This is a genomic window from Vibrio minamisatsumaniensis (genome assembly GCF_050337445.1).
Taxonomy (GTDB): domain Bacteria; phylum Pseudomonadota; class Gammaproteobacteria; order Enterobacterales; family Vibrionaceae; genus Vibrio; species Vibrio artabrorum.
Genome location: NZ_JAKJSY010000029.1, coordinates 25253 through 50709, shown reverse-complemented (window position 1 = coordinate 50709; position 25457 = coordinate 25253). Strand labels below are relative to the sequence as shown.

Below are 25457 nucleotides of genomic sequence, written 5' to 3'. Positions count from 1 at the left end.
ATTATATTACTACATATGAAAATATTATTGATAATAAAGAAGAAGCTTATATTAGACTGTGTGACATGAAGTCTTATATGTATTGGTTTAAATGTGATTACTCTCAAGCAATAAATACATGTGAGGAAGCATTGTATTTACTAGAAAAAGCAAAGCAAGATGAYAAGTATAATATTGCTCATACTCTTGCTCTTTCACAACGAGATAGTGGTAACCTGGAAGATATTAAAAAATCTTTAAAGTATTTTAGAGGTGCAACAAGTATTGAAGAACTTCTATCCACAGACAACATAACCAAGTCGAGTGATGGTCCAATGCTTGGTAATGTAGGAAAATGTATGTATCTAAGTAGAGATATGGATGGTGCCTTAGTTTGTTATGCTAAGTCATTCTACTACTTGTTTGAGAGTGATTCATACAACAGGCTTATAAATTTAGGCTATGCATCTTTTTGGCTAGCTGATTTATTACTTGAACTTGGAAAGAATGAAGCGGCATATTACTTTTATAGTTTTGCTTTTGAATCATGGAGTAGTTCATCTCCTGTGTTATCTAACAGAAATAAGTCAAAAATTACTAAGTTTGAAGACAACTCTACATATCGATCAATATCTTCTCAGGAATTATGGCGAATAGAAAAATACTGCAACAGTTGGATAAAGAACCATCTCGGATTAAACTAAAATTCCATGTTATGCAGAACGATTTATGTTCTGCTTACCGCCAATGTACTTTTGAGCCTTAGCCGTTAAATTAAAGTTCATAGTTAGCTAGTATCGTCAATGAATGATGCTAGCAGTTGTCTTAAACGAGGCTTCTTATCTATGGTGTTTAGGGGGGCTTGTAATCCCCTAAACTATTCCTTCATATTCAAACCGTACAACGATTAGCTCTTAACTGTTATAAAAACCTTTAAATCCAGAGCTTTGAAAGTCGTATTGATTATCTTAAAGGCATACGCTGTGTCATCGTCGATTTCAAATGCTTTACACTCTGGTTTTCTGTTACCACCGAGCAAATTCCACTTCGACATCTTCGAGACTAAAAGAACTATCAAGTTGCTCTTCTAAAAGAAATGAGCCATTTGAGGGCGATCGAGTTCCCCCTGAACTCGACCTGTTCCAGACGCGCAAGCAAAGGCGTTTGGTTTCTGGCGTACTCATAAATTAACCAATTTCAGTTTGTTGTGTAAATAATCAATAGCTTGGCAATTGATAGGTAGGTCGTATTTCGTTGTGCAAAAGCATAGAAATGAATGATGGCGAGAGTGAGGGCTGAACTCATGCAAGGGGGCTGGCGTATTGAAGCGAAAGGGCTGACACAATATGAAACATGGCTTGTCAGTTAATAATATCGTTAAATTTAAATTTGTAGGGATTTATAACTAGCTAGTGGGGTGTGCTAGTTTTAAGAGTTGGTCATCTTTTATTCTAGTGTCATACACTGATTTTTATTTATCTACTGGATTTAGCGTCTGAATTATTAATTATGACGGGATAAATGATTGTTTAATGTTGATTTGGCAAGATCTTTAAGTATCCTTAGTGTGAATAAAATGTTAAATATCGAAAGTTAATTAACAATCATGAAGGAGTCGATGATGTTACATGCTCACGAAAATACCCTACATATTACCCACCTCAGTAACCACGCGGTTGAGGAGTTGTCACCTTCATTCTCTCAGCTACCAAGCACAGAGCATGCGGATGGCCAGTTCAGATTGAGAAGGTACTCAGTGGTTGAATTCAGTCATGGACAAGTCGTTGAGCTAGACAAACATAACTTTGTTCAGTCTGAAGACATTAATCACTTTCAAGGTGACGTCGTTCGTCAGTTCGAGCCGATTGAAACACAAATTCTCAGCAGCGAAGGTATGCAAGAGATGTGTGAGCTTTTTATTGAAACCAATGGGCTTGAAGACGGGCAAGAAATTGAAATTCATCAAATTCGTATTGCCGCTATTTTTGAAGAGACACAGGTTGCACCCGAAGGTGTCCACCAAGATGGTTTTGACCACATCGCGATCATTGGTGTTACTCGCCACAACATCGTTGGTGGTGAAGTGATGCTGTACCAAGATAGCCACGAAGCGCCATTTTTTAGAAAAGTACTTGAAGATGGCGAAGTCGCGATGCTTGCTGACAGTAAGCTGTGGCACAACGCACAACCGATTCGCACCATAGACCACGATGAGATGGGTTACATGGATGTGTTTGTACTAACGGCTAAGGATGCGCGCAATGTCCTTCATTCTTAATAATGTACGCCAGCAATTTAGCGCGTTAGGCCAATATCACAATGGCAAGCCAGTTACTTTCTTTGATGGCCCAGGCGGTGCTCAAGTGCCTGAGAATGTTTTAGCTTCAATGAGCGAATACCTAGGGCATTTTAATTCCAACTTAGGCGGTCACTATTTTTCTAGCCAGAAAACGACAGGTATGATGCAGCAAGCTCGAGAGTCGGTTCAAGCGCTACTGAATGCGGAATCATCTGACAACGTTGTGTTCGGCGCGAACATGACCTCGCTGACTTTCCAACTGAGTCGAGCGATCAGCCGCGATTGGCAAGAGGGTGATGAAGTTATCGTCACCGCGTTAGACCATTACTCAAATGTATCGAGTTGGCAGCAAGCGGCAGACGATAAAGGTGCGATTGTTCGCCAAGTTCGCGTAGACGAGTCGGATTGCAGTTTGGATATGGCGCATTTTGAGTCACTACTTAACGAGAAAACCAAACTTGTCGCAGTCACGTTTGCTTCGAATACGACAGGCTCGATTGTCGACATGGATAAAGTTATTGAGCTTGCACACCAACATGGCGCGCTGGTGTATGTCGATGCCGTGCATTACGCTCCACACCATCTGATCGATGTCCAACAACTGAAGTGCGACTTTTTAGCGTGTTCGGCGTATAAGTTCTTCGGCCCGCATGTGGGTATAGCTTACATTGCACCTCAATGGCTGCATACGTTAAAGCCTTACAAGGTTGAGCCTGCCACTAACATTGGCCCAGGTCGATTTGAGACAGGAACACAAAGTTTCGAAGGCCTTGCGGGTGTGATTGCGGCGGTTGATTACTTGGCACAGTTTGGTGAGCCTACCGACTCATTACGTTCTCGCTTAGAGCAAAGCTACGCGCTTTATAACAAGCATGAAAGCCAGCTGAGTGAGTACTTCCTAAAACGGTTGGGTGATCTGGAAGGTGCAAAACTCTACGGTAAGACGGAGTTTGATTCGAACCTGAGAACGCCAACGTTCGCCATCACCTTTGATAACCACTCTCCAGAGTTCATCGCTAAGAAACTGGGCGAGCATAATATCTGTGTGTGGAATGGGCATTTCTACGCGTTAGGGCTAGTGAAACAGCTGGGTATTGAAGAGCAGGGGGTGGTGCGTATTGGTTGTATGCATTACAACTCGATTGAAGAGATCGACTTATTGTTCAATGTACTGGAGAGTGTTTTAAGAAGTCGCTAACGCCTTTACACTAATAAAACGAACAAAGAGCAGACGTCTCTCATGAATATTGAGTAGGAAGTCGGCTCTTTTTTAATTTAACTCCCCGATCTAGCTCGTCCCGTTATTAATCGCCCCTTTTAAAAGCGTGGTCTCATTAAAACAACTATTTCACGAAAGTTCATGTATCAGATCTGTGGGCCGATTTCGGGATCCGTTTTGGTCCAGTTATTGAATTAGGATCAGTGGCAGAAAGCGAATCGTTCGTTTGATTGCGACTGGTTCGGGAATCTCATTTAACGCCAGATGCTTTATTTTTGAGATGTGAGCCGAATAATGGCAATAAAAATCTTGTCTGATTTTAATACATTGTATTGCGATTGAGTTGTAGAGAAGTGTGCAACAGTACGATATACTACATGCAATATTAGTGCCTCTAACGCATGAGAAGTAGTGTAATAGCGTTGGCAGGTTGTGTCGTTACGTTCCAGTATATGAAGTGTAGTTAGAGTGCGGAGTTGGCAATGCCTTCAATAGATTTCGAATCCACGTACGGTGTTATCATTATTCAAGATATGAATATTGTTAGCGTTGATGCTAATTATGCTCGCATCTATGGGTATCAGTCACCTGAGGATCTGCTTACCAATAGCAATAGCTTTCTGGATTTGATATCAGAAGATTATCACGTTGCGGCGTGTCAAAATTACCGAGACACCATGTCGGGACAACGTGAACCGAGAGGGCATACTTACACCAATGTTGATCGCAATGGTAGAGAGTTCACGGTGTTTACTATCGATCATCTGACCGAGTGGCAAGGTCGGCCTGCACTGCAAGTGACGGTCATTGATCTTTCCCCTGCGATTGAGCTGCAAAATTTAGTGCGTAAGCAAGATCAAATGTACTACGATATGATCATGCAGTCAGCACAGGGCATCATAGTTCACCGAGATTTCAAGCCGTTAATGGCCAATCCCTCATGGGTAAAACTCCAAGGCGGAAAATCTATTGAGCAAGCTTTACAGCTAGACTCTATCCTCGATCTTATTCCACAGAACAATACCAATGACATCCGCAAACATTACCAAGCCATTGTCTCTGGTGAGTTATCGGGAACGAGTACCGTTGTTGAAAACATTGGCTTCGATGGTATTCATCGATTTTTTAATATTTACGACAATGCGATCACTTGGGAAGGGGAAGTCGCCATTCAGGTTGTGCTTGAAGATGTGACTCAAAAGGTCTTGTTGGAAAAGCAATTGGTACATCAAGCGAACTACGATGAAATGACCAATTTGTTCAATCGCAGAGCGATTTACGAATGGTTTAGGGCACACCTTGTTTCTGATGAACATCTCGCATGTATGCTGCTTGATATCGATGATTTTAAATTGATCAATGATACATACGGGCACATGGTTGGTGATGAGGTTATTAATGTATTGGCTGATATTACCAAGCGAAATGTCGAGCAAGTGGGTGGGGTTGCCGGTCGATGGGGGGCGAAGAGTTCATCGTCTTTATTCCAAATGCATCACCCAAAGTTTCGCATCAAGTATCCGATCAGATCTGCCACCAATTTAATCAAACCGAATTTAAAATTGGCGAGCAAACTCGTTTCAATGTGAGTGTGAGTATCGGAGTCAGCGATAGCCGGTCTTGTGAAGGCGCAGTTTCTATCGATGCACTTGTTAACCTAACGGACCAGTCGCTTTATCAAGCGAAAGCGTGTGGAAAGAACTGCGTATGCAGAGCTTAAGTGACAATTTAGCCTTTAACTTCAACCACTCAAGCTAAATTGTCTTGATCATATAAAATGCTCTGAAGTGTTTGCAGGCTTCAGAGCGATTCTATTCTAGCGACGAGTAATGGTGCGCTCAATTTTTGAGGCGCACACGTTGTGCTCATTATGCAGAGACTTCAACTTCATAAGATCCAAACTTACGAATGTTAATCACACCAGTATCTAAAATAAGGTATTGGCCTTTGATGCCTTGTAGAACACCGGCCACCTCTGGGTTTTTGTCAAAGTTATTCGATACGATCTTCACTGGATGCTGTTCAACAGGATAGCTCAATGAAGTGACATTTTCGCTTAGAACCTCGATAGCATCCTCACCGAATGTCGCTTTGATCTCTTGGATTTTATCCTCAACTAATGGCAACAGTTCTTTGGCTTTTTCTACCAACGCCATATCATCACTATCGCCTTTCAGCAGCGTGCGCCAATTGGTTTTGTCGGCAATGTATTTTGCTAACTCAACTTCAATCAGACCGGAAATTTGACGCGTTTTTACCTTCAATATAGGCAGGCCTTGAGTGGCGCCTTGGTCGATCCAGCGTGTTGGAATTTGAGTATGGCGAGTGATACCGACCTTAAGGCTAGACGTATTTGATAGGTAAACGAAATGGTCAACCATACAGTTTTCTTCACCCCATTGAGGCTCACGACAAGTGCCTTCATCGTAGTGACAAGTTTCTGGTTTCATGATGCACATATCACAGCTTGCGAGTTTTTTCATACAGACAAAACAGTGGCCCTGAGAGTAGCTTTTCTTAGTTTTTTTACCGCATGAGCAACAAAAAATATTGCCAGTATGGGTAAGGTTGATGGTTTTACCCATCAGAGGGTTTAGCTCGACAAACTCTTCACCGATTGGTAAACGGTAGGTAACCGTACCATCGAGCGAAGCACTCATTTTTTTAAGCGTTCCTTTTGCTAATAAAGACATGACATTACTCGTTGTATTTTGATTATTATTTCGTCGACTAACATACGTTGTAAGCAAGCGTTGTGGTTAACGATGATTTGCGATGAGTATAACAAATAGAGCCTGATTTAATACGCTATATTACCGAATTGTTGTTATGGTAAGCACTCGCCTTAGATGAAGGTATGACATTTTTTTGAAGCATGGTATAACGTTATTGAGTAAATCATTAGTATGAGAAATGTCGACATACTTGACTTGTTTTATATCGTTCAATCCCTGGTTTTGGGACCTTGATCTGGAAGTTTAGACGTGAAATGGACCCATAAGATAGTTATCTTTTTAGTTATCGCAACGTTTGCCATTGTGCAGTATTACCGTGTGAACGGGAATCGTGTGGTAACCGAGATTACGCCGGATGATTACAAATTTATGGCGACCAACGATCAAGTTAATAACGGAGCCAGCACGTCCGAATTGTCCTATGAAAATGGCCAATATGTTCTCGATTGTGAACTTAAAAAATCGGACTATCCTTGGCCTTATTGCGGCCTATCGATTCATATCGATCCTGATATTACCCGCGGCCTTGACCTTTCCCAATACCACCTCTTTAGATTCAATATTGAGTATCAAGCAGAGGGTGACTCTCGTCGCCGTTTACGAACTTATCTGCGTAATTATAACCCTGCTTACTCTGTTCCTGATGATGAGTACACGCATAAGTACAATGGGCTAGAGTTTTCTGTTGACGGGGATGGTGGAGTGATTGAAATCCCTATCGCTAATCTTCAGGTGATGACATGGTGGTTAGCCGACAATAATATTTCACTAGAGCATTCAGCCCCTGAATATTCAAACGTTAACATGGTTGAGTTCGCTACAGCCTCTGGAGCTAAACTTGGTCATCACCGAATTGTGATAGACAGCATTGAGTTTGAAGGTTCGTACATTACCGCAGAAAACCTGTTCTTAGGCTTATTGTTCATTTGGGTCAGCACGGGTATTGTGTTTTTACTTTCAGAGCTGAACAGTGCACGTAAACGTATGATTATCGCTGAGAGAAGGCATCACCATTTGGAAAATGTGAATCAATATCTGAGAGAGCAAAATGATGAGTTTTCTGAAATGGCACACTATGATGAATTAACGGGCACTCTTAATCGACACGCGATTCGAGATTGGTTAGGAGTGCAGTCGCAACACGTTAAGCTCGGTCATGGTAAGCTCACGGTGTTGTATATGGATATTGATTACTTCAAGCATGTGAATGACAAATTCGGACATCAAATGGGTGATGATATTTTACGTGAGTTCAGTATGGTGGTCGGCCGTTCGATTGGCGCAACGGATAAGTTAGTGCGTTGGGGCGGCGAAGAGTTTATTGTATTTTGTCCTGAGATCGGAGCGGATGAAGCGTTGTTGAAAGCGGAAAAAATTCGATTGTTAATTTGCCAACACCTTTGGATACACGGTGATCCGCTGACATGCAGTATTGGCGTTGCCGAGATGGAACCCCATAGAGTGGCTGACACCATTGAGCGCGCTGATGAGGCTCTATACCAAGCCAAGCGCTCAGGGCGAAATCAGGTGTTCTTGAGTCACTAATCTGAACATTGTTTCGATTCGTTTATGAGCCACGCGTGCACATCTGACGTGTGGCGTTTTTATGGCAACTGGTTGAGTCGCCTTTGTTTATTTGTGTGGATAACGTACAAAAATGATCTCGTTGTTCTTTAAATGCCTGCTGGGTGCGGCCGCAGTTTTATTGATTGCGTTGCTGTCGAAGAGTAAGAGCTTTTACATCTCTGGTTTAGTACCGCTGTTTCCGACCTTTGCTCTGATTGCTCACTACATTGTCGGCACGGAACAAACCATGGTGGAGTTGCGCACAACAGCACTGTTTGGCCTGTTTTCGCTAGTGCCCTATGCCGCTTATCTTAGCGCTGTGTATCTGTTTAGTTATCGCTATAACTTAGTATCGACACTTTCGTTAGCGACCTTAGTGTGGATATTGTGTGCTTCAATGTTGCTGCTAGGTTGGACGCGTTTGATGCCAAGTACGATTTGAGAGCCTCGTTTTATTGGTGCCCTAACATCAAGAGTGGTGCTTATTCGGTACGAGGTATATTGATTTGATGCCGGGTCAGACTTTATTAGAAGAATGTTACCCAAGTTAATTAAGGCGTATTGGTATATTTTTGCTTAACAATGGGGGAAGTGTGGGGCAACAAATTCCACATAGGTCTTTTTCTATATATCGGTCTCGGCTGGGTGTGCAATAGGGTTTGCAGTGGGGTCAGCAATAGGATTAGGAATTGGCAACGGCTCCTGCTTTGGATTGGGTTGGATGGGCTCTTTAGGACCAAGAAACTTTGGTGTCGTCCCCATAATATACAGATCAAGAAACGCTTTGGTGCGCGCAAAGACTTCACGTAAACGTATGGTTGATCCTGAATGATGAGTCGGCCCTGAAACGGCTAAACATTGAGCATGAATATCGTAAGAGCTTGCGATGAGCAGGGCTCTTTCACAATGGAACTTCTGAGTAATGATCAGGAAGTTATCGGTATCAAATATCTTCTTAGCTCGAACAATTGAATCCAAAGTTCGAAAGCCCGCATAATCGAGGTTGATGCGCTCCTCAGGAACTCCCGCTCTCAAGAGATCACGTTTCATTGTCCAAGGTTCATTGTAGGAACGATGAGCGTTGTCACCACTGAGTAGGAACTGATTGACCTTTTTATGTTCAAACAACTCAATCGCGGACTCAATTCGGTATTTATAATAGTCGTTGAGTGTTCTCCCTAAATATTTACTGGTGCCTAATACGACAGCAACGTCCACCTTAGGCACTTCATCAATATCATAGATAATACGATCTTTTGCCTGCCATGAAACCCAGTAATCAATGGCAATAACCGACGCGCAGCCAACTAAGAAAACCAGAAAAGCGCCAAACAGACACGTTTTTAGCTTCGGATAAGTTTTTAGTAAGTATTTACGGTAACTATGAGAATCAAATTTCACTCTCGGCATAACCCTTTGGCTGAGCATTCATTTTTGAGGGTTCGATAATACCAAATAAAAATGAGAAAAATCAGTTAAAAAGACAGACAGCAGAAAGAAAAAAGCCCCTGCAATTGCAGAGGCTCAGGTTAAGAAAGGTTCGTCCGATTAATTAGAATGCAGTACGCTTGTAGCGACGGTAAACCGGCTGCCAGAAGTGCTGGTTAATCGCTTGTTGCAATGCTTCTTCTGTGATCTCTAGTGCAACACCTTGTTCAATCGCTTTCTTACCAACGGCAAGCGCAATCTTCTTCGATACGGTGTGGATCTCTTCCAACGGCGGCAGTAGGGCGCCTGAGCCATTGATGGCGAGTGGAGAACACGTTGCTAATGCACGGCTTGATTCCATCAGCATTTCATCCGTGATGCGTGCAGCGTTCACAGCCAGTACTCCTAAGCCGATGCCAGGGAAAATGTAGCTGTTGTTACACTGAGCAATTGGGTAAGTGGAACCGTTATGAGTGACTGGTTCAAATGGGCTACCAGTTGCAACTAGCGCTTGGCCATCCGTCCAACGAATAATATCGTTGGGTGTCGCTTCAACGCGGCTCGTTGGGTTAGACAGTGGAAACACGATAGGGCGTTCACAGTGCAGGTGCATCTCTTTGATGACTTCTTTGCTGAATAGACCTGGCGCACCTGAAACACCCACTAATACCGTTGGTTTAGCATGACGAATGACATCGAGCAGGGAGAAACCAGCGCCATCGCTTTCCCAGTTTTGGGTGTTTGCGTTGTTTTGTACTAGGCGTTGCTGGAAATCGAGCAAGTTCTGCATACCTTCCTGTAGCAGGCCCCAGCGATCAACCATGTAAACTTGAGAACGAGCTTGTGCGTCACTGATTCCTTCTGACACCATTTGCGCGATGATAGCTTCTGCAATACCACAACCCGCAGAGCCTGCCCCCAAGAAGGTAATGCGCTGTTGTGAAAGTTTGCTGTTTGCAGCTTTACATGCTGCGAGCAGAGAACCAACCGTCACAGCAGCTGTGCCTTGGATGTCATCATTAAAACAACAGATACGATCTTTGTAACGCTCAAGCAACGGCATTGCGTTCTTTTGTGCGAAATCTTCGAACTGAACCAGAGCATCGGGCCAGCGGCGTTGAACGGCTTGAATGAATTCTTCAACGAACGCATCGTAATCAGCCCCTGTGATACGAGGGTGACGCCAGCCCATGTACATTGGGTCGGCCAGTCGCTGAGGGTTGTTAGTACCCACGTCAAGTACAATTGGCAGCATGTAGGCAGGGCTGATACCACCACAAGCGGTGTAAAGAGCTAGCTTACCAATTGGAATCCCCATGCCGCCGATGCCTTGGTCTCCCAAGCCAAGAATGCGCTCACCGTCCGTAACCACGATAACTTTAACGTTGTGGTTTGTCGCATTATTCAGTAGGTCATCGATACGTTCGCGGTTCGGGTACGAAATAAATAGCCCCCGACCACGACGATAAATATTTGAGAAGTTCTCACATGCTGCGCCAACCGTTGGCGTGTAAATGATAGGCATCATTTCAGAGATGTGGTTTTGAACTAAACGATAAAAAAGGGTTTCATTGGTATCCTGAATATTACGAAGGTAGATATGCTTATCCATATCATTTTCGAAATTACAATATTGTTTGTATGCTCGTCCTACTTGTTCTTGGATTGTTTCGGTTGTTTCTGGTAACAAACCTTCAAGGTTAAAAGAGCTACGCTCTTCAGCAGTGAATGCGCTGCCTTTATTCAGAAGAGGGGTGCTTAATAGTGCAGGACCTGCATAAGGGATATACAGAGGGCGTTTATCGTTGTTCATTAGATGCCTAATATGGGAGAAAGGGTAACTGAAAAATGATAACGGTTTAGTTATACAATTGTAAATAGTTTCCCTCCGATCTGCGCAAACAAAGTGCTATTCTTACTTGTGCTCCACACTTATCGAATTTGACTGCCACAATTCGTTCTGCTCACGCTTTTTTGGAAGAAAAGTCTAAGGTGTCCCTTAGACTTTTAAATAGAGATTTACCGTTAAGCGATTAACAAACAACCTTGATCGCTAATCCACCTTGAGAAGTCTCTCGGTATTTAGCGTTCATGTCTTTGCCTGTTTCGAGCATTGTTTCGATCACTTTATCTAAAGAAACAGTAGGAGCAGAAGAGCGTCGCAGTGCCATACGCGTTGAGTTAATGGCTTTTACTGCGGCAATACCGTTACGCTCGATGCATGGTACTTGTACTTGGCCAGCAACAGGGTCACAGGTCAGGCCTAAGTTGTGCTCCATTGCGATTTCTGCCGCCATACAGACTTGTTCAGGGCTACCACCCATCAGCTCTGCAAGGCCTGCCGCAGCCATAGAACATGCCACGCCAACTTCTCCCTGACAACCCACTTCAGCACCAGAGATAGAAGCGTTCCGCTTGTAAAGACCCCCGATCGCGCCAGAAGCCGCGAAGTAACGGATGTAGTCCTTCTCTGTGACCGTTTGGATGAACTTATCGTAATAAGCCAATACTGCAGGGATGATGCCACATGCACCGTTTGTTGGAGCGGTGACGACACGACCGCCTGCTGCATTTTCTTCGTTTACTGCGAACGCAAACATGTTCACCCAATCAACAACCGTCATTGGATCATTGGTTGTTTTTTCTGAAGTGATCAGAAGTTGGCGCAGTGAAGCTGCACGACGAGGTACACGCAGTGGACCCGGCAGGATACCTTCAGTATTCATACCTCGATCCATACATTCACGCATCGTTTTCCAGATGTTCGCGAAGTAAGTACGAGACTCTTCGTCTGAATGGTAAGCCGCTTGGTTTTTCATCACCAATGTACTAATTGAAAGCCCGCTCTCCTTACATTGATTAACCAGCTCTTCCGCTGTGGTAAATTCGTAAGGCGTTTTGATTGGATTTTGTTCTTCTTTGCCGAAGTTCTCTTCGTCAACGATGAAGCCGCCGCCAATCGAGTAGTAAGTCTTTGAGTATGCAACTTCGTCGTCAACCCAAGCATGAATGCTCATACCATTCTCGTGTAGAGAAAGGTTGCTGGTTTGGAAGTTCATACCGCCATCGCGTGGGAACGATACGGTATGACAGTGCATGCCAACAGGAAGGCGTTCAGTTTCTTCTACGCGAGCAATGAAGCCCGCAATCGAATCGATATCGACTTTCTCTGGGGTGTTGCCAGCAAGACCCATGATGATTGCGATATCTGTGTGGTGACCTTTCCCTGTCAGTGATAATGATCCATATACGTCCACGGTGATTTTAGTGATGTCGCGCAATTTTCCCATTGAACGTAGGTCATCAATAAATTCTTTACCCGCTTTCATTGGTCCAACTGTGTGTGAGCTCGATGGACCAACACCGATTTTATAGATATCAAATACACTAATCATAGCGATTACCTCAAAAGAGAACCTCCCAAGGGGAGTAGGGAGGCTCATTTATTATCATTATATTTTTTGTCTAATCTCGCGATATAAGATGGGTGTCATCTTATAAAAGGCTTGAGATCAAAGCGCGCCGTAGATTACAGAACTAATAGCGGCTAAACCACATAAAGCTGTAAAGATTTGTACAGGAGCTGATGTTTTGTACTTAGCCATCGCTGGGACTTTTTGCATCGCGAAAATCGGCATTAGGAACAGGATAGCGGCAATCATTGGCGCACCCATGGTTTCAATCATGCCTAAGATGCTTGGGTTAACGACAGCAACAATCCAGGTAGTAACAACGATGAACGCAAGAGACGCTTTTTCAATCGTGCTGATTGATGAACCTGAGCGAGACTTGACGAGGCCAACAAGACCTTCATGAGCGCCTAGGAAGTGACCGAAGTAGCTAGAAGTAATGGCTGCAAACGCGACTAGAGGCCCCATGTAGGAGATAAGTGGCGACTCATGAACGTTAGCTAGGTACGAAAGAACAGAGATATTTTGCGCTTGTGCTGTAGCGAGTTGCTCTGGAGATAGAGAAAGTACGACAGAGAACACAAAGAACATGACAAAGCCCATCAGCATCATTGCCGCACCACCAGTGATCGCGTCCGTTTTCTTAACTGCGTCTTCACCGTATACACGACGTTGCTCTTTAGAGAATTGTGAAATGATTGGGCTGTGGTTGAAAGAGAACACGATGATTGGAATAGCAAGCCAAATAATAGAAGGCATTGCTGACCATTCAGGACTTGTTTCCATCATTGAAGTGTTCCAATCAGGGATGAGGTAAAAAGACAGGGCGAGTAGGATGAATACCAGTGGGTAAACCATCGCGGAAGTTGCTTTCAACATCAACTCTTTGCCGAAGACAACACCGGCTGTCATCGCCAAGATTAGTGCACCAGAAAGAAGAGGGCGTGGAATGGCTGCCATCCCTATTTGGTTTACTAGGAAAGAGTCAACCGTGTTGGTGATACCAACACCGTAAATAAGAACGATTGGGTAGATGGCAAAAAAGTATGCAAAAGTAATAAGGTTGGCGCCAGTCTTACCAAAGTGTTCTTCAACTGTATCTGTAATGTCGGCTTCTGGGTTCTTAGAAGACAAGACAAAACGAGCCAGAGATTTGTGTGCGAACCAAGTCATTGGTGCCGCGATTAGCGCTAGGATAACTAATGGCCAAAAACCACCCGCACCTGCTTTGATTGGAAGGAATAGTACGCCAGCACCAACGGCTGTACCGAATAGTGATAAACACCAGGTAAAATCTTTATAGTTAAACTTGCTTGAATCATTAACGGCATTTGCCGAAGAAGTTGTTGTGTTCATGTTAAATTACTCATTTTTTGGGAACAGGAAATAAGTTGGCGCTGATTTTGCAGAATTTTCTTCTACAAAAAATAGATCTAAATCATGTAATGAAATGGCGTGTCACATGATATGCGAAAAACGGATTTTTGATCACGAAAATAGCGTGCCACAGGTGATTTATGTTAATGCTTGCTATTAGTTTTATTTATGTGAGAGATGAAATTGAGTGGCTTTATAAGAAGGAAACGGTTGCGTAAAATGGCATTAATAAATTTGTTCTATAGAAAGTCTGGGTTTTGTTAACAGATATCAAACAAAATGTAGTTGCTATGTGGTTGGTTGCAATACGTGCTGCTGCATAGATTGAATAATTTGCGCCGTAACGCCCCAAATGAGGTGCTCTTGGAAGGGCATTGCAAAAACACGATGTTTGATTTTCTTAAAATTGACGGTATGGCTATGAAGCTTGGCTTGGTCTAAAACATAAGAGGCAGGTACTTCAAAAATAGAGGCAACTTCGTTCTCATCAATAATCGCTTGGTAATCAGGATCGACCATTACAACAATGGGGGTCACTGAGAATTTACTTATGGTACTCAAAGTGGGTAATTGTCCTACAATCTCAACTTGATCCGAACGAATTCCGACCTCTTCGTGGAGCTCTCTGAGTGCAGTGAATTGCAAAGAAGGGTCAGAGAGTTCATGTTTACCTCCGGGAAAGCTGACTTGACCGGGGTGATGCTTTAAATGAGCAGCTCTTTTCGTAAAAATAACATGTAAACCATCTTCTCGTTCCACTAAACCGACCACCACAGCCGCTTTACGCAATTGATCGCCACTGATATGCGAAACACGTTCTATTGACTCGGGATGATAGCCAACCGTAGGGATGAGTTGGAATTGTTGAAGGAAGTTTTCTTTATTCATATCAATCCAATATATTGATTATTTTGAGTTTAAGTATAGACATAACCGTGAGCTGATTACCAATATTGAGTTTTTCTTCATTTACTTTGTCTCTTTCGCCATGAATGGAGCGTCATGAGTGCCACTTTATCGATCAACCTCCTCAAAAGGGTGATTTTTTCTCTATTTAATTATCTGCATATAGGCAAGTAGCGTTATCTAGGTCATAAAATTGGGTGACGAAACGTCGATTTTTTGTTTAAGAATTTGATAATAACAACTTAGTGGACCATTCTAAAAAGAAATAACAGGAAAGGTAAGCGATGAAAGGAATCATATTCACCGAGTTTTTAGATCTTGTCGAAGACAAGTTTGGGTTAGAGCTTTTGGAAGAAGTTCTAGAAATGTCAGAAGATGAAGGCATTTATACGTCGGTTGGCAGTTACGACCACAAAGATCTTGTTAGGTTGATTATCAACTTGAGTAAGAAAACCGATATTGATGCGGCAAGCTTGCAACGGGTGTTTGGCCAGTCTGTATTTAAGGACTTACTGGCCTCTTTACCGAATAAAGCGAGCCTTGCTCACAGCAATACCACCTTTCAATTTATTCAGCACGTAGAGCGCTACATTCACGTTGAAGTGAAGAAGCTCTATCCGGATGCTGAGCCACCTGAATTCAGTTTTATCACCACGACCGAAGCACAACTTGTTTTTGACTATAAAAGCGCAAGGTGTATGTCTCATGTCTGCTTAGGACTTATAGAAGGGTGCGCTGAATATCACGGTGAATCTATCGCAGTGGAGATGACACCGCAAAATGATGACCAAAGCGTGGTTAGGTTTCATCTCAAAGTAGAAAAGTAATATGGATCTGGCATCTGCCCTAGAGAAGAAGCTTAAGCGTCAAATCGCGGCAAGGAAAGCGGCTGAAGGATTGTTGGAACAGAAGAGCCTCGAACTGTTTGAGGCTAACCAACAGCTTGAGCTTGCTTTGCGTCAGTTAGAAAAGCGCTCCAATGCGAATATACGCCGTATTGAATTCCAAGAACAAATCGACAACCTGTTGATTGATTTTGGACGCGCGTTTCTAAGAAATGATCTGGATGATGTCATGCTCTCTGAGTTAACAACGAACGTGACCAACAGCTATTTGATCGAAGCCAGTCGTTTAATTTTACCCCCCAAGCTCATCCCTCAGTTACACACCTATGATTATGGCGACGAAACCGTTGAAGTGTTAGAGCAAGACATTCAAGAGCCGCATTGGCAAGCCAATCTACTGACTGTGCCTTTAGAGGTTGAAAAAGTAATCGTCGGCGCGTTAATCGTGAAAGTCAGGTTATTAGACCAAGACTACGAGTTTATCGAAAGCCAACTGTTGTTAGTCACGGACCTCATCTGCAGTGCTTTAACCCATCAACTTGCGATTAACCGCAATATTGAATCACGTCAACGAGCGGAAGAGTCTGAAAGGGCTACGCGTGACTTTGTGGCCATGATTAACCATGAGTTAAGAACGCCACTTAATGGTTTACTCGGCAGTGCAGAATTGCTCAGTGATACCGAACTGAACAGCTCTCAACGTGAGATAGTGAATAACTTAAGTCAATCAGGAGAGTTTCTTAGAACCATCATTAATGACTTACTTGATTTCAGTAAAATCAATGCAGGGATGTTGGAGCTTATTCCAAAGAAATTTGCGTTGGGTGATTTAAGAAATACAATTGAAAGTATCTTCGTTAATCGCGCAATAGAGAAGCAGCTGGAATTTAATATCAGTGTTGCAGCAAACGTTCCCTCACATTTTCAAGGCGATTTGGAACGCATCACCCAGGTGTTTGTGAATCTAATCGGTAATGCGATTAAATTTACAGAAAAAGGGTATGTGAACGTTGATATCAAGTGGCACAAAAACCAGTTTGTTTTCTCTGTGGAAGATACCGGGGTCGGGATTGCAGAATCGGCGCATAAAACGCTGTTTGAACCTTTTACGCAAGCGGATAATTCAAGTAGTCGAAATTATGAAGGCACAGGGCTGGGATTAGCGATTTGTCGCAAGCTGGTGGCGCTGATGAATGGCGATATTGGCGTGACCAGTGTCGTTGGTTCAGGCACCAAATTTACTATCTCGATGCCTCTACAAGTTGTCGACGTCCCCGTTGAGAGTGATCGTGTAGGCAAAGACTTCGAGTCAGAGACTGAATTGTCACAGCTTAAAGTACTGGTAGTTGATGATATTAAGATGAACCAGATCATCATCCAACAAATGTTACGCAAACATGAGATTGACCCCGCCATTGCAAGTAATGGTGTCGAAGGGGTTGAGCTCGCGTCACACAATGAGTTCGACATTGTATTTATGGATTGCAGAATGCCTATCATGGACGGATTTGAAGCCACAGAGAAGCTAAGAAAGGAAGGCTATTCCAAGTCTATAGTCGCTTTGACTGCCGGAACGACACTTGAGGAACGGGAACGTTGTATTCAGTGTGGAATGGATGACATTCTTAGTAAGCCTTATACCGCCATCGATCTTAAAGAGGCACTTATTAAATGGGGTGTCTCTGCTGTTAAGGTCGCTTAAACACGTGAACAAAGTGTTGTCAGTTAAATACTCTTAATTAAGCCTAAAAAACCGAAGGCTCTTGCGATCCTTCGGTTTCTTTTCATACCGTGTTTTTGCCAGTCGTTAAGCTGTGGTACTTAGCTGTTTTCAAGTACCGGTAAAATACGGCTCAGCTTATCCAGTGTTTCTTGATATTCAGAAGCGCAATCACTGTCAAATACCACACCACCGCCAGCCCAAGCATAAAGCGTGTTGTTCTCTGCGACTAATGTACGAATGGTAATGCTGGTGTCCATTCTATTATTTCGACTGATGTAACCAATACTGCCGCAATACGCTGAACGTCGGTGTGGTTCCAACTCTTCAATGATCTGCATCGCACGAATTTTTGGTGCGCCCGTAATCGAACCGCCAGGGAAGCAAGCTTTTAACAAATCGGTTGCCGAATATCGATGATCAAGGTCAGCCCGGATGGTACTCACCAAGTGATGGACGGCTGGAAAGCTTTCGACCTCAAAGAGTTTGGGCACGTGAACGGTTCCTGGTTTCGCCACTCGCCCAATATCGTTGCGCAGTAGGTCAACGATCATCAGGTTTTCTGCTAAGTCCTTCTCTGCACAAGTCAAATCTTGAGCGTAGGCATCATCAATCTCAGGATCGTCTGAACGTGGGCGCGTTCCTTTAATTGGCTTTGTTTCAATGACATTATCTTTAAGCTCTAAGAAACGTTCTGGCGAAACACTGATGATTGCGCAGTTAGCCAAACGGATGAAGCTAGAAAATGGCGCAGAGTTATCTTGCTCTAATTTCTCGTATGCTAGCCACTCGCTGCCTTTGTATTGAGCATGAAAACGTTGCGCTAAATTGATTTGGTAACAGTCTCCCGACAACAAATACTCTTGAACACTATCGAATTTGTCGGCGTAGTTCGGTTGACTCATGTTGGACTGCCATGGCGTGGTTAATCCAAAAGCTTGATGATTGGCGGTTATCTCTTCACTATTTTTCTCTTGCTGTTGAGATAGCCAAGCCCAATGGGAATCAATATTTTGTCCAACGATACATGCAGTACGTCGTTTGTGATCGACCACAATCGCCCATTCATATAAGCCTATTGCCATATCAGGGGCGTCAATATCGCGCACAGCAAGGGCAGGGAGCTTTTCAACTCTGCGCCCTAAATCGTAACCCAAATAACCTAAAGCCCCGCCAATGAACGGTAATTCAGGGTGTGCTTTGATTGATGGCAGTAACTGTTGTTGATATTCATCGAGCAGATCAAAAGGATCTGCGCTTGATATTTCGCTTTTTCCGTTAACCGTGATGGTCGTTTTGATGCCGACTGTCTCGAAGGTGGCGATAGGTTGAGCCACCAAAATGTCGTATCGACTGTCTACATGGCATTCTGAGGCAGAGCGTAATAACATTGCCCACGGTAGGTTTTCAATATGAGAAAACAACTGTTTAGATAAAGTTGATTGATATTCAAGCGGCTTGATTTGGATAGAGCGAAATTCGTTGTTATTCATTTGTTTAATTTGTGACAAAGAGTTCGATCACTGCATGGCGTGTGGGAGGAAGCAAGAGTATCATAAATTGGAAATAAAATGGGCTCTTGATCAGAACGGCGTCAGCTTATGATTTCGTTTAAAGCTATGCAAGTCATCGCACAGGCAACGAAATACAGCTCAATAGAATAAAAAGCCAAGTGGACGACTCTGGCAAAACAAAGCCGTCAACTTAAGAGCTCACATGGAACCAGAACAATAAAGAGGCATGCAATGACGGTTATTCGTAAGCAAGATGTGATCAGCAGTGTCGCTGATGCACTTCAATACATTTCTTATTATCACCCTTTAGACTTTGTCCAAGCCCTAGGCAAAGCGTATGAGAAAGAAGAGAGCCAAGCAGCAAAAGATGCAATCGCTCAGATTCTGATCAACTCTCGTATGTCTGCTGAAGGTCATCGTCCCATTTGTCAGGATACAGGAATTGTTACTTGTTTCGTGAATATTGGTATGGATGTTCGGTGGGAAACGGATCAAACAGTACAACAGATGATTGATGAAGGCGTTCGTCAAGCTTACAACAACCCAGATAACCCATTGCGTGCATCTGTCCTAATGGACCCTGCAGGTAAACGTATTAATACCAAAGACAACACACCCGCGGTTGTGCACATTAATATGGTGCCAGGTAACAAAGTTGAGATTCAAATCGCCGCTAAAGGTGGTGGTTCAGAAAATAAAACTAAAATGGTGATGCTCAACCCTTCTGATGATATTGCAGAATGGGTTGAGAAGACGTTACCAACAATGGGGGCTGGCTGGTGTCCTCCGGGTATGCTAGGTATCGGTATTGGCGGTACAGCGGAGAAAGCCGCAGTGCTTGCAAAAGAGTCTCTTATGGAACATATCGATATCCAAGAGCTTATCGAGAAAGGCCCTGAAAACGCAGAAGAAGAGCTTCGTTTAGACATCTTCAACCGTGTCAATAAGCTGGGTATTGGTGCACAAGGTCTTGGTGGCCTAACAACGGTTGTTGACGTGAAAATCAAAACAGCACCAACGCACGCAGCCTCTAAACCAGTATGTTTGATCCCGAATTGTGCGGCAACGCGTCATATCCACTTCACATTAGACGGTAGCGGCCCAGCCGAACTCACACCACCTAAGCTAGAAGAGTGGCCAGACATCACTTGGGAAGCGGGCGAAAATACACGTCGTGTGAATCTTGATGAAGTGACGAAAGAAGACGTACAAGAGTGGAAGACAGGTGAAACGGTTCTTCTGTCGGGTAAGATCTTAACGGGTCGTGATGCCGCTCATAAGCGTATTCAAGGCATGCTTGAAAATGGCGAAGGCTTACCCGCTGGCGTTGATTTCAAAGGCAAGTTTATCTACTACGTGGGTCCTGTAGATGCCGTCGGTGATGAAGCGGTCGGTCCTGCGGGTCCAACCACGTCAACACGTATGGATAAGTTCACGGATATGATGCTGAACGAAACCGGCATCATGGGCATGATCGGTAAAGCAGAGCGAGGCCCTGCAACCGTTGAATCAATCAAAGAGCACAAAGCGGTGTATCTAATGGCGGTTGGTGGCGCTGCGTATCTTGTTGCAAAAGCCATTAAAAAAGCCCGTGTTGTCGCGTTTGAAGATCTCGGTATGGAAGCTATCTACGAGTTTGAAGTTGAAGACATGCCAGTCACTGTGGCAGTTGATTCTCATGGTGTGAACGCACACCAAATCGGCCCTGACACTTGGAAAGTGAAAATTGCAGAAGCTGAGAAAGCGTAATTAACGAACGCCGAAAACATGCAAATTATCCTGTTTTGAGTGTTTGAATTGTAAAACAGGACTGAAAGTGAAGAATAAAAATGCAGCATTATCTGCACTTTTGTCATATTATCAATGATATAGTGATAAACACATCGTTTGATATAAGAACATAGGAGAGAGGAATGCCTCGTTTTATTCGGATCCTACAGATTATCTTGGCAGTGGTGATAGGTGCTTTTATTGGTTACGACCTGATCTTGAAAGGGATCAGTATCTTTGATAATAAATACGTGACAATTACTTGTGCGCTGTGGTTAATTGCAGAGATAGCACTATTTGTTATCTACAAGTTGATTGAAGACGATTAAAAGTCGGATATCGTAAGAAATTCTAAAGCCCCTGATTATGAATGTAGTCGGGGGCTTTTATTCATCTAACATTAAGAATGTGTATTGCATACTAATCAGCAAAACCACCAATATTCAACAATCCCTTGAGGGAGCAGTCAGTCGGTTAACGCTGCAACTTTTAATACTCGTTAACTGAACTATTACGGAGTCGTTCAAATGAAACACCTAGCTCAAGAAATGAGTGACTTTATCAGTAGAGGAACGGATTCTCACCTTAGAGTCGCGGTTACGGGACTCTCTCGTGCGGGTAAAACAGCGTTTATTACTTCGTTGGTTAATCAGCTTCTTCATACTTCTACTCACAAAAATTTGCCGCTTCTTGCATCGGCTAGAGATGGCCGGATTATTGGAGCAAAGCGTGTACCACAACATAATATGATGATCCCACGCTTCTCTTATGACGAAGCCATGGAGTCATTAAACACGCAGCCTCCAGAGTGGCCCGTGCCAACACGTGATGTCAGTGAAATTCGTTTAGCCATCAAATATAAGCCAGCGAAAGGTGCCAAGAAGCTACTGAGTAAAAACAGAACGTTGTATCTCGATATTGTTGATTATCCGGGCGAGTGGCTACTTGACTTGCCTCTGTTGGATATGGATTTTGATACTTGGAGCCAATCTCAGTTTGCGGCATTGAAAGGCGATAGAGAAACTTATTCGCGAGACTGGAATACCCTGCGCGGTGAGATTGATTTATTGGCAGAAGTCGACGAAAAGAAATTAGCCGCCATTGCGGATCGCTACACTCAGTATCTTCATGCGTGCAAGCGCCATGGTTTGCATTGGGTACAACCAGGGCGCTTCGTATTACCGGGTGAGCTTGAAGGCGCGCCTGTGCTGCAATTTTTCCCGTGTGTGGCGCCTGAGGAGCGATTTTCTAAAACCAGCAACTATGCGGTACTGAAAGCGCGTTATGAAGAGTACCAACAGAAGGTCGTCAAAGCGTTCTACAAGAATCACTTTGCGACCTTTGACAGACAAATCGTACTAGTGGACTGTTTGCAACCACTCAACGCGGGCTATGACTCTTTCATGGACATGCGTGGTGCGTTAGAACAGTTATTGAAGAGCTTTAAATATGGTCGAAGCAATATATTAAGACGTCTATTTGCGCCGAAGATCGACAAGATCTTGTTTGCCGCGACCAAAGCCGATCACGTGACACCGGATCAACATCCGAACTTGGTGTCACTGTTACAACAGATGGTGCATCCGGCTTGGCAACAGGCCGCGTTCGAGCACATCGATATGAGTTGCATGAGCATCGCATCTATTCAAGCGACAAGTGCAGGGTATATTTCATCAGGTGCATCAAACGTCCCTGCGCTGCAAGGTGTGACTTTAGATAATGTCCCTCAAACCATGTATCCCGGTGAGGTGCCGCGCAAACTGCCGAATAAACAGTATTGGGAAACCAACCAATTTGATTTCACAAGCTTTAGGCCGATGGAACAACACTCTGATGAACCTTGCCAGCATCTAAGAGTCGACAAAGTTATAGAGTATCTCATTGGCGATAAGTTGAAGTAAACGAGGTAATCAATATGAGTGAATTAAAAACGAAACAGGTCTTTGATGAACCGTTGAAGGCCTCTTTTGATGAGCAAGACAAGAGCACAGTTAGCCCGGAATTGGGCGCTCAGCAGCTATTCTCCGAACAAGAAAAATTCGTACCAGTTGCACCACAAGTTGAAACGGAACTCGATGGTGAAGCCGAACAACAACTGGAACAAGTGATTCGTCCAAGTAAGAAGAAAAAGCGCTTTGTTTCTGGTTTGTTGATCGCGTTTTCAGGCTTAGTTGGCTGGCAAGCGATTGACTCAGTCATCACCGCGATTCAATCAGCAGACTGGCTTGCGCTCGGTTGGGCTGGTTTCATTGCTGCGATGGCTTCGTTGGGCTTGGGCGCAATAGGCAAAGAATTGTGGAAGCTGCGTTCACTGAAAGACCACTTCACTGTGCAACAACAGAGCGAAGAGCTATTACGAAGTCAAAGTGTCGGTAAAGGCAAAGCATTTTGTGAAAATATCGCTAAACAGGGCGGTATTGTTGCCGAGTCTCCAGCGTATGATAAATGGCGAAACAGTATCAATCCTGCACATAGCGATGCGGAAGTGTTGGATATGTATGATGCGCTCGTTGTGAGTCAGCAAGATAAGCTCGCGACTCAAATCGTCATTAAATTCTCAACGGAATCTGCGGCTTTGGTTGCGGTTAGCCCGTTAGCGGCGGCCGACATGTTGCTGGTGGCGTGGCGCAACTTTACGATGATAGACAAGCTTGCTGATGTCTATGGTATTGAGCTTGGTTACTGGTCGCGTATTAAGTTGTTCAAGTTGGTCTTGATCAACATGGCCGCTGCGGGTGCCAGTGAATTGGCGATAGATGCAAGCATGGACCTGGTCTCAATGGACCTTGCCGGTAAAGTCTCTGCAAGGGCTGGACAGGGCTTAGGTGTCGGTATTCTAACTGCACGATTGGGTTTAAAAGCCATGACGTTACTTCGTCCGATACCTTGGCATAAGGATCGAAAAGTAAAGTTATCAGACCTCCGCAGAGCTGTCCTTTCTGAAATAAAGCGTATTACTTTGAAATAAAAGTGCATAGCGTTGAAATAAGTGTATGAGACTTAAGCCGTTTAATCAGCAAGAGTAAACATATGTTTACTCTTCTTCTTGACTGAACTTAGAGCTTAATCCACACTACTGTCAACTTATCCTGACACCTATAATAGGACTATCTGTGCGTCTTGAAGTATTGTGTGAAGACAGACTCGGCTTAACACGTGAGTTGCTCGATATCTTGGCCTCAAAAAGCATCGATTTAAGAGGCATTGAGATTGATATTAAAGGCATTATTTATCTTAACTGCCCAGATATTCATTTTGATGCTTTTAGTGAACTTATGGCTGAGATCCGCCGAATTTCAGGTGTTAAGGATGTGCGTAAAATCCAATTTATGCCGAGTGAAAGGCATAACACCGAACTGATTGCACTGCTCGCAAATTTACCTGATCCCGTGATTGCTATTGACCTGAAGGGTTCTGTCGATATGGCAAACCACGCGGCACTGAACCTCTTTGATAAGCAAGAAGAGGAAGTGATCGGCGAACCATTGGCAACGTTCGTTCCTAGCTTTAATTTTGCTCGCTGGATCGAAGGCAATGTAGCACGCCATCGAGAAGTTGTGGTGCTAAACGGCTTAGATTTTTCTATAGAGATATTGCCGATTTATCTTGGCGGCGACGTCAACGAAGCGGTGCTAGCGAGTGCCGTCATGACGATTCGCTCTTGCAACCAAGAGATGAACGCGACAGATGTTATCCCAGAACAGAATAATCTAGGGTTTGAACATTTTGTTGGTGTCTCTAATCGTCATAAGGTCTTGATCAGTCAAGCGAAAAAGCTATCCATGCTAGATCAGCCTCTGCTTATTGAAGGGGATACCGGAACCGGTAAAGAGATGTTGGCGAAAGCGTGTCATAACCGTTCAAATCGATCTTCATTCCCTTTTCTGATTCTAAGCTGTGCGTCGATGCCGGATGACGTCGCTGAAACGGAATTATTTGGTCATGCTCCGGGTTCGTTCAATCATGAACAAGGCCACAAAGGCATCTTTGAACAAGCCAATGGCGGTACAGTATTTTTAGATGAAATTGGTGAAATGAGCCCACATCTACAAATCAAATTACTGCGCTTTCTGCAAGATGGTTCATTCCGTCGTGTAGGGGAAGAAGAAGAGATGCACGCAGATGTTCGTATTATCGCATCAACGCGTCACCGCCTTTCTGAACTCGCAGATTCAGGTTCGTTTCGTGAAGATCTGTTCTACCGCTTGAATGTATTGACTCTATCGATCCCCGCTTTGCGTGAACGCTCTAACGATGTCGCGCCATTGTTGGAACTTTTTGTTGCGAAATACTCGCAGCAGCTCGGCATGCTTAAGCCTAAACTCACTCAAGAGTTGATCGACCAGCTCAGTAATTATCAATGGCCGGGTAACATCCGTCAGTTGGACAACATGGTCTTACGTGCACTCACCGAGTTGGATTCAGATACGTTAACCGTTGAGCAGTTTCATTTGCCACAGCTTGATACCATGACGGCTGGAATGGCGAACTTAAGCTTAAACGGCTCGCTTGACGAGATCATGAAGGATTACGAATCGCAGATACTCGAGAAGCTTTATCAGTCGTTCCCATCGAGCCGTAAATTGGCAAAACGTTTGAACGTCTCTCATACCTCAATTGCGAACAAGCTTCGTGATTATGGGATCAGAAAGAACGGATGAAACCGAACAAGTTAACGGGTTAAGAAAC

At 43.8% G+C, this 25457-nt stretch carries 19 protein-coding genes and 1 pseudogene; 13 read left to right on the top strand and 7 right to left on the bottom strand.

Going from position 1 to position 25457, the window contains the following annotated elements:
- The 4 genes and pseudogenes from L4B77_RS08385 to L4B77_RS08370 form a co-directional block, all read left to right on the top strand.
- The coding region (locus L4B77_RS08385; RefSeq protein WP_429749739.1) for a hypothetical protein at positions 1 to 683 on the top strand (683 nt) is incomplete at its 5' end.
- 917 nt (positions 684 to 1600) lie between these two features.
- A complete protein-coding gene (locus L4B77_RS08380; RefSeq protein ID WP_429749747.1) occupies positions 1601 to 2257 on the top strand; it encodes a 2OG-Fe dioxygenase family protein in 657 nt (218 codons plus the stop codon).
- Positions 2241 to 3476: a cysteine desulfurase-like protein gene (locus L4B77_RS08375; RefSeq protein WP_429749737.1), complete on the top strand. Its 1236-nt coding sequence runs from the start codon at positions 2241 to 2243 to the stop codon at positions 3474 to 3476. Before L4B77_RS08380 ends, L4B77_RS08375 begins: the two co-directional genes overlap by 17 nt.
- Positions 3477 to 4030: 554 nt before the next feature.
- Positions 4031 to 5217, top strand: a pseudogene (locus L4B77_RS08370) (sensor domain-containing diguanylate cyclase).
- Positions 5218 to 5365: 148 nt separating this feature from the next.
- On the opposite strand, the gene L4B77_RS08365 reads toward L4B77_RS08370, so the two are convergent.
- Positions 5366 to 6190, bottom strand: coding sequence for a DUF2797 domain-containing protein (locus L4B77_RS08365; protein WP_429749735.1), 825 nt, complete (start codon positions 6188 to 6190; stop codon positions 5366 to 5368).
- Between the two features lie 291 nt (positions 6191 to 6481).
- Between L4B77_RS08365 and L4B77_RS08360 the strand changes: the two genes are divergently transcribed.
- Both L4B77_RS08360 and L4B77_RS08355 read left to right on the top strand, forming a co-directional pair.
- Positions 6482 to 7777, top strand: a complete 1296-nt coding sequence (locus L4B77_RS08360; RefSeq protein ID WP_429749733.1) for a GGDEF domain-containing protein — start codon at positions 6482 to 6484, stop codon at positions 7775 to 7777.
- Positions 7778 to 7889: 112 nt separating this feature from the next.
- On the top strand, positions 7890 to 8240 hold the full coding sequence (locus tag L4B77_RS08355) for a GlpM family protein (RefSeq protein ID WP_261837498.1): 351 nt from the start codon (positions 7890 to 7892) through the stop codon (positions 8238 to 8240).
- A gap of 182 nt (positions 8241 to 8422) precedes the next feature.
- Here the strand turns inward: L4B77_RS08355 and L4B77_RS08350 are convergent, their stop codons facing one another.
- From L4B77_RS08350 to L4B77_RS08330, 5 genes are all read right to left on the bottom strand, one after another.
- A complete protein-coding gene (locus L4B77_RS08350) occupies positions 8423 to 9199 on the bottom strand; it encodes a SanA/YdcF family protein (RefSeq protein WP_429749731.1) in 777 nt (258 codons plus the stop codon).
- Positions 9200 to 9350: 151 nt separating this feature from the next.
- The gene (locus tag L4B77_RS08345) at positions 9351 to 11039 is read right to left on the bottom strand and encodes an NAD-dependent malic enzyme (protein WP_429749729.1); all 1689 of its coding nucleotides are present in this window, start codon (positions 11037 to 11039) and stop codon (positions 9351 to 9353) included.
- 220 nt (positions 11040 to 11259) lie between these two features.
- Entirely contained in the window at positions 11260 to 12621 is a 1362-nt protein-coding gene (locus tag L4B77_RS08340) for an L-serine ammonia-lyase (protein WP_429749727.1), read from the bottom strand.
- A 117-nt stretch (positions 12622 to 12738) separates the two neighbouring features.
- Positions 12739 to 13992, bottom strand: coding sequence for an aromatic amino acid transport family protein (locus L4B77_RS08335; RefSeq protein ID WP_261837494.1), 1254 nt, complete (start codon positions 13990 to 13992; stop codon positions 12739 to 12741).
- Positions 13993 to 14301: 309 nt separating this feature from the next.
- Positions 14302 to 14901: a CoA pyrophosphatase gene (locus tag L4B77_RS08330; protein WP_429749725.1), complete on the bottom strand. Its 600-nt coding sequence runs from the start codon at positions 14899 to 14901 to the stop codon at positions 14302 to 14304.
- 302 nt (positions 14902 to 15203) lie between these two features.
- Here L4B77_RS08330 and L4B77_RS08325 point away from each other — a divergent pair, with 302 nt between their 5' ends.
- Together L4B77_RS08325 and L4B77_RS08320 are read left to right on the top strand one after the other, a co-directional pair.
- On the top strand, positions 15204 to 15746 hold the full coding sequence (locus L4B77_RS08325; RefSeq protein WP_429749723.1) for a heme NO-binding domain-containing protein: 543 nt from the start codon (positions 15204 to 15206) through the stop codon (positions 15744 to 15746).
- A 1-nt stretch (position 15747) separates the two neighbouring features.
- Positions 15748 to 17466, top strand: a complete 1719-nt coding sequence (locus L4B77_RS08320) for an ATP-binding protein (RefSeq protein ID WP_429749721.1) — start codon at positions 15748 to 15750, stop codon at positions 17464 to 17466.
- A gap of 119 nt (positions 17467 to 17585) precedes the next feature.
- On the opposite strand, the gene pabB is transcribed toward L4B77_RS08320, so the two are convergent.
- Positions 17586 to 18977: an aminodeoxychorismate synthase component I gene (gene pabB, locus L4B77_RS08315; RefSeq protein WP_429749719.1), complete on the bottom strand. Its 1392-nt coding sequence runs from the start codon at positions 18975 to 18977 to the stop codon at positions 17586 to 17588.
- A 252-nt stretch (positions 18978 to 19229) separates the two neighbouring features.
- Here pabB and L4B77_RS08310 point away from each other — a divergent pair, with 252 nt between their 5' ends.
- The 5 genes from L4B77_RS08310 to tyrR all read left to right on the top strand — a co-directional run bounded on the left by L4B77_RS08310 (position 19230) and on the right by tyrR (position 25429).
- On the top strand, positions 19230 to 20747 hold the full coding sequence (locus L4B77_RS08310) for a fumarate hydratase (RefSeq protein WP_261837489.1): 1518 nt from the start codon (positions 19230 to 19232) through the stop codon (positions 20745 to 20747).
- Positions 20748 to 20911: 164 nt separating this feature from the next.
- On the top strand, positions 20912 to 21097 hold the full coding sequence (locus L4B77_RS08305) for a hypothetical protein (protein ID WP_261837488.1): 186 nt from the start codon (positions 20912 to 20914) through the stop codon (positions 21095 to 21097).
- A gap of 198 nt (positions 21098 to 21295) precedes the next feature.
- Complete coding sequence (locus L4B77_RS08300) at positions 21296 to 22669, top strand: YcjX family GTP-binding protein (RefSeq protein ID WP_372065875.1); 1374 nt, start codon at positions 21296 to 21298, stop codon at positions 22667 to 22669.
- A gap of 14 nt (positions 22670 to 22683) precedes the next feature.
- Positions 22684 to 23736, top strand: coding sequence for a YcjF family protein (locus L4B77_RS08295; protein WP_429749716.1), 1053 nt, complete (start codon positions 22684 to 22686; stop codon positions 23734 to 23736).
- 145 nt (positions 23737 to 23881) lie between these two features.
- On the top strand, positions 23882 to 25429 hold the full coding sequence (gene tyrR / locus L4B77_RS08290) for a transcriptional regulator TyrR (protein ID WP_429749714.1): 1548 nt from the start codon (positions 23882 to 23884) through the stop codon (positions 25427 to 25429).
- Positions 25430 to 25457 lie beyond the last annotated feature (28 nt).

Bases quoted from the DNA above. Each gene is read 5' to 3' on its own strand.
- L4B77_RS08340 (WP_429749727.1), bottom strand. From the start codon at position 12,621: ATGATTAGTGTATTTGATATCTATAAAATCGGTGTTGGTCCATCGAGC.
- pabB (WP_429749719.1), bottom strand. From the start codon at position 18,977: ATGAATAACAACGAATTTCGCTCTATCCAAATCAAGCCGCTTGAATAT.
- L4B77_RS08345 (WP_429749729.1), bottom strand. From the start codon at position 11,039: ATGAACAACGATAAACGCCCTCTGTATATCCCTTATGCAGGTCCTGCA.
- L4B77_RS08330 (WP_429749725.1), bottom strand. From the start codon at position 14,901: ATGAATAAAGAAAACTTCCTTCAACAATTCCAACTCATCCCTACGGTT.
- L4B77_RS08365 (WP_429749735.1), bottom strand. From the start codon at position 6,190: ATGTCTTTATTAGCAAAAGGAACGCTTAAAAAAATGAGTGCTTCGCTC.
- L4B77_RS08355 (WP_261837498.1), top strand. From the start codon at position 7,890: ATGATCTCGTTGTTCTTTAAATGCCTGCTGGGTGCGGCCGCAGTTTTA.
- L4B77_RS08325 (WP_429749723.1), top strand. From the start codon at position 15,204: ATGAAAGGAATCATATTCACCGAGTTTTTAGATCTTGTCGAAGACAAG.
- L4B77_RS08380 (WP_429749747.1), top strand. From the start codon at position 1,601: ATGTTACATGCTCACGAAAATACCCTACATATTACCCACCTCAGTAAC.
- L4B77_RS08305 (WP_261837488.1), top strand. From the start codon at position 20,912: ATGCCTCGTTTTATTCGGATCCTACAGATTATCTTGGCAGTGGTGATA.
- L4B77_RS08310 (WP_261837489.1), top strand. From the start codon at position 19,230: ATGACGGTTATTCGTAAGCAAGATGTGATCAGCAGTGTCGCTGATGCA.
- L4B77_RS08375 (WP_429749737.1), top strand. From the start codon at position 2,241: ATGTCCTTCATTCTTAATAATGTACGCCAGCAATTTAGCGCGTTAGGC.
- L4B77_RS08295 (WP_429749716.1), top strand. From the start codon at position 22,684: ATGAGTGAATTAAAAACGAAACAGGTCTTTGATGAACCGTTGAAGGCC.
- L4B77_RS08300 (WP_372065875.1), top strand. From the start codon at position 21,296: ATGAAACACCTAGCTCAAGAAATGAGTGACTTTATCAGTAGAGGAACG.
- L4B77_RS08335 (WP_261837494.1), bottom strand. From the start codon at position 13,992: ATGAACACAACAACTTCTTCGGCAAATGCCGTTAATGATTCAAGCAAG.
- L4B77_RS08320 (WP_429749721.1), top strand. From the start codon at position 15,748: ATGGATCTGGCATCTGCCCTAGAGAAGAAGCTTAAGCGTCAAATCGCG.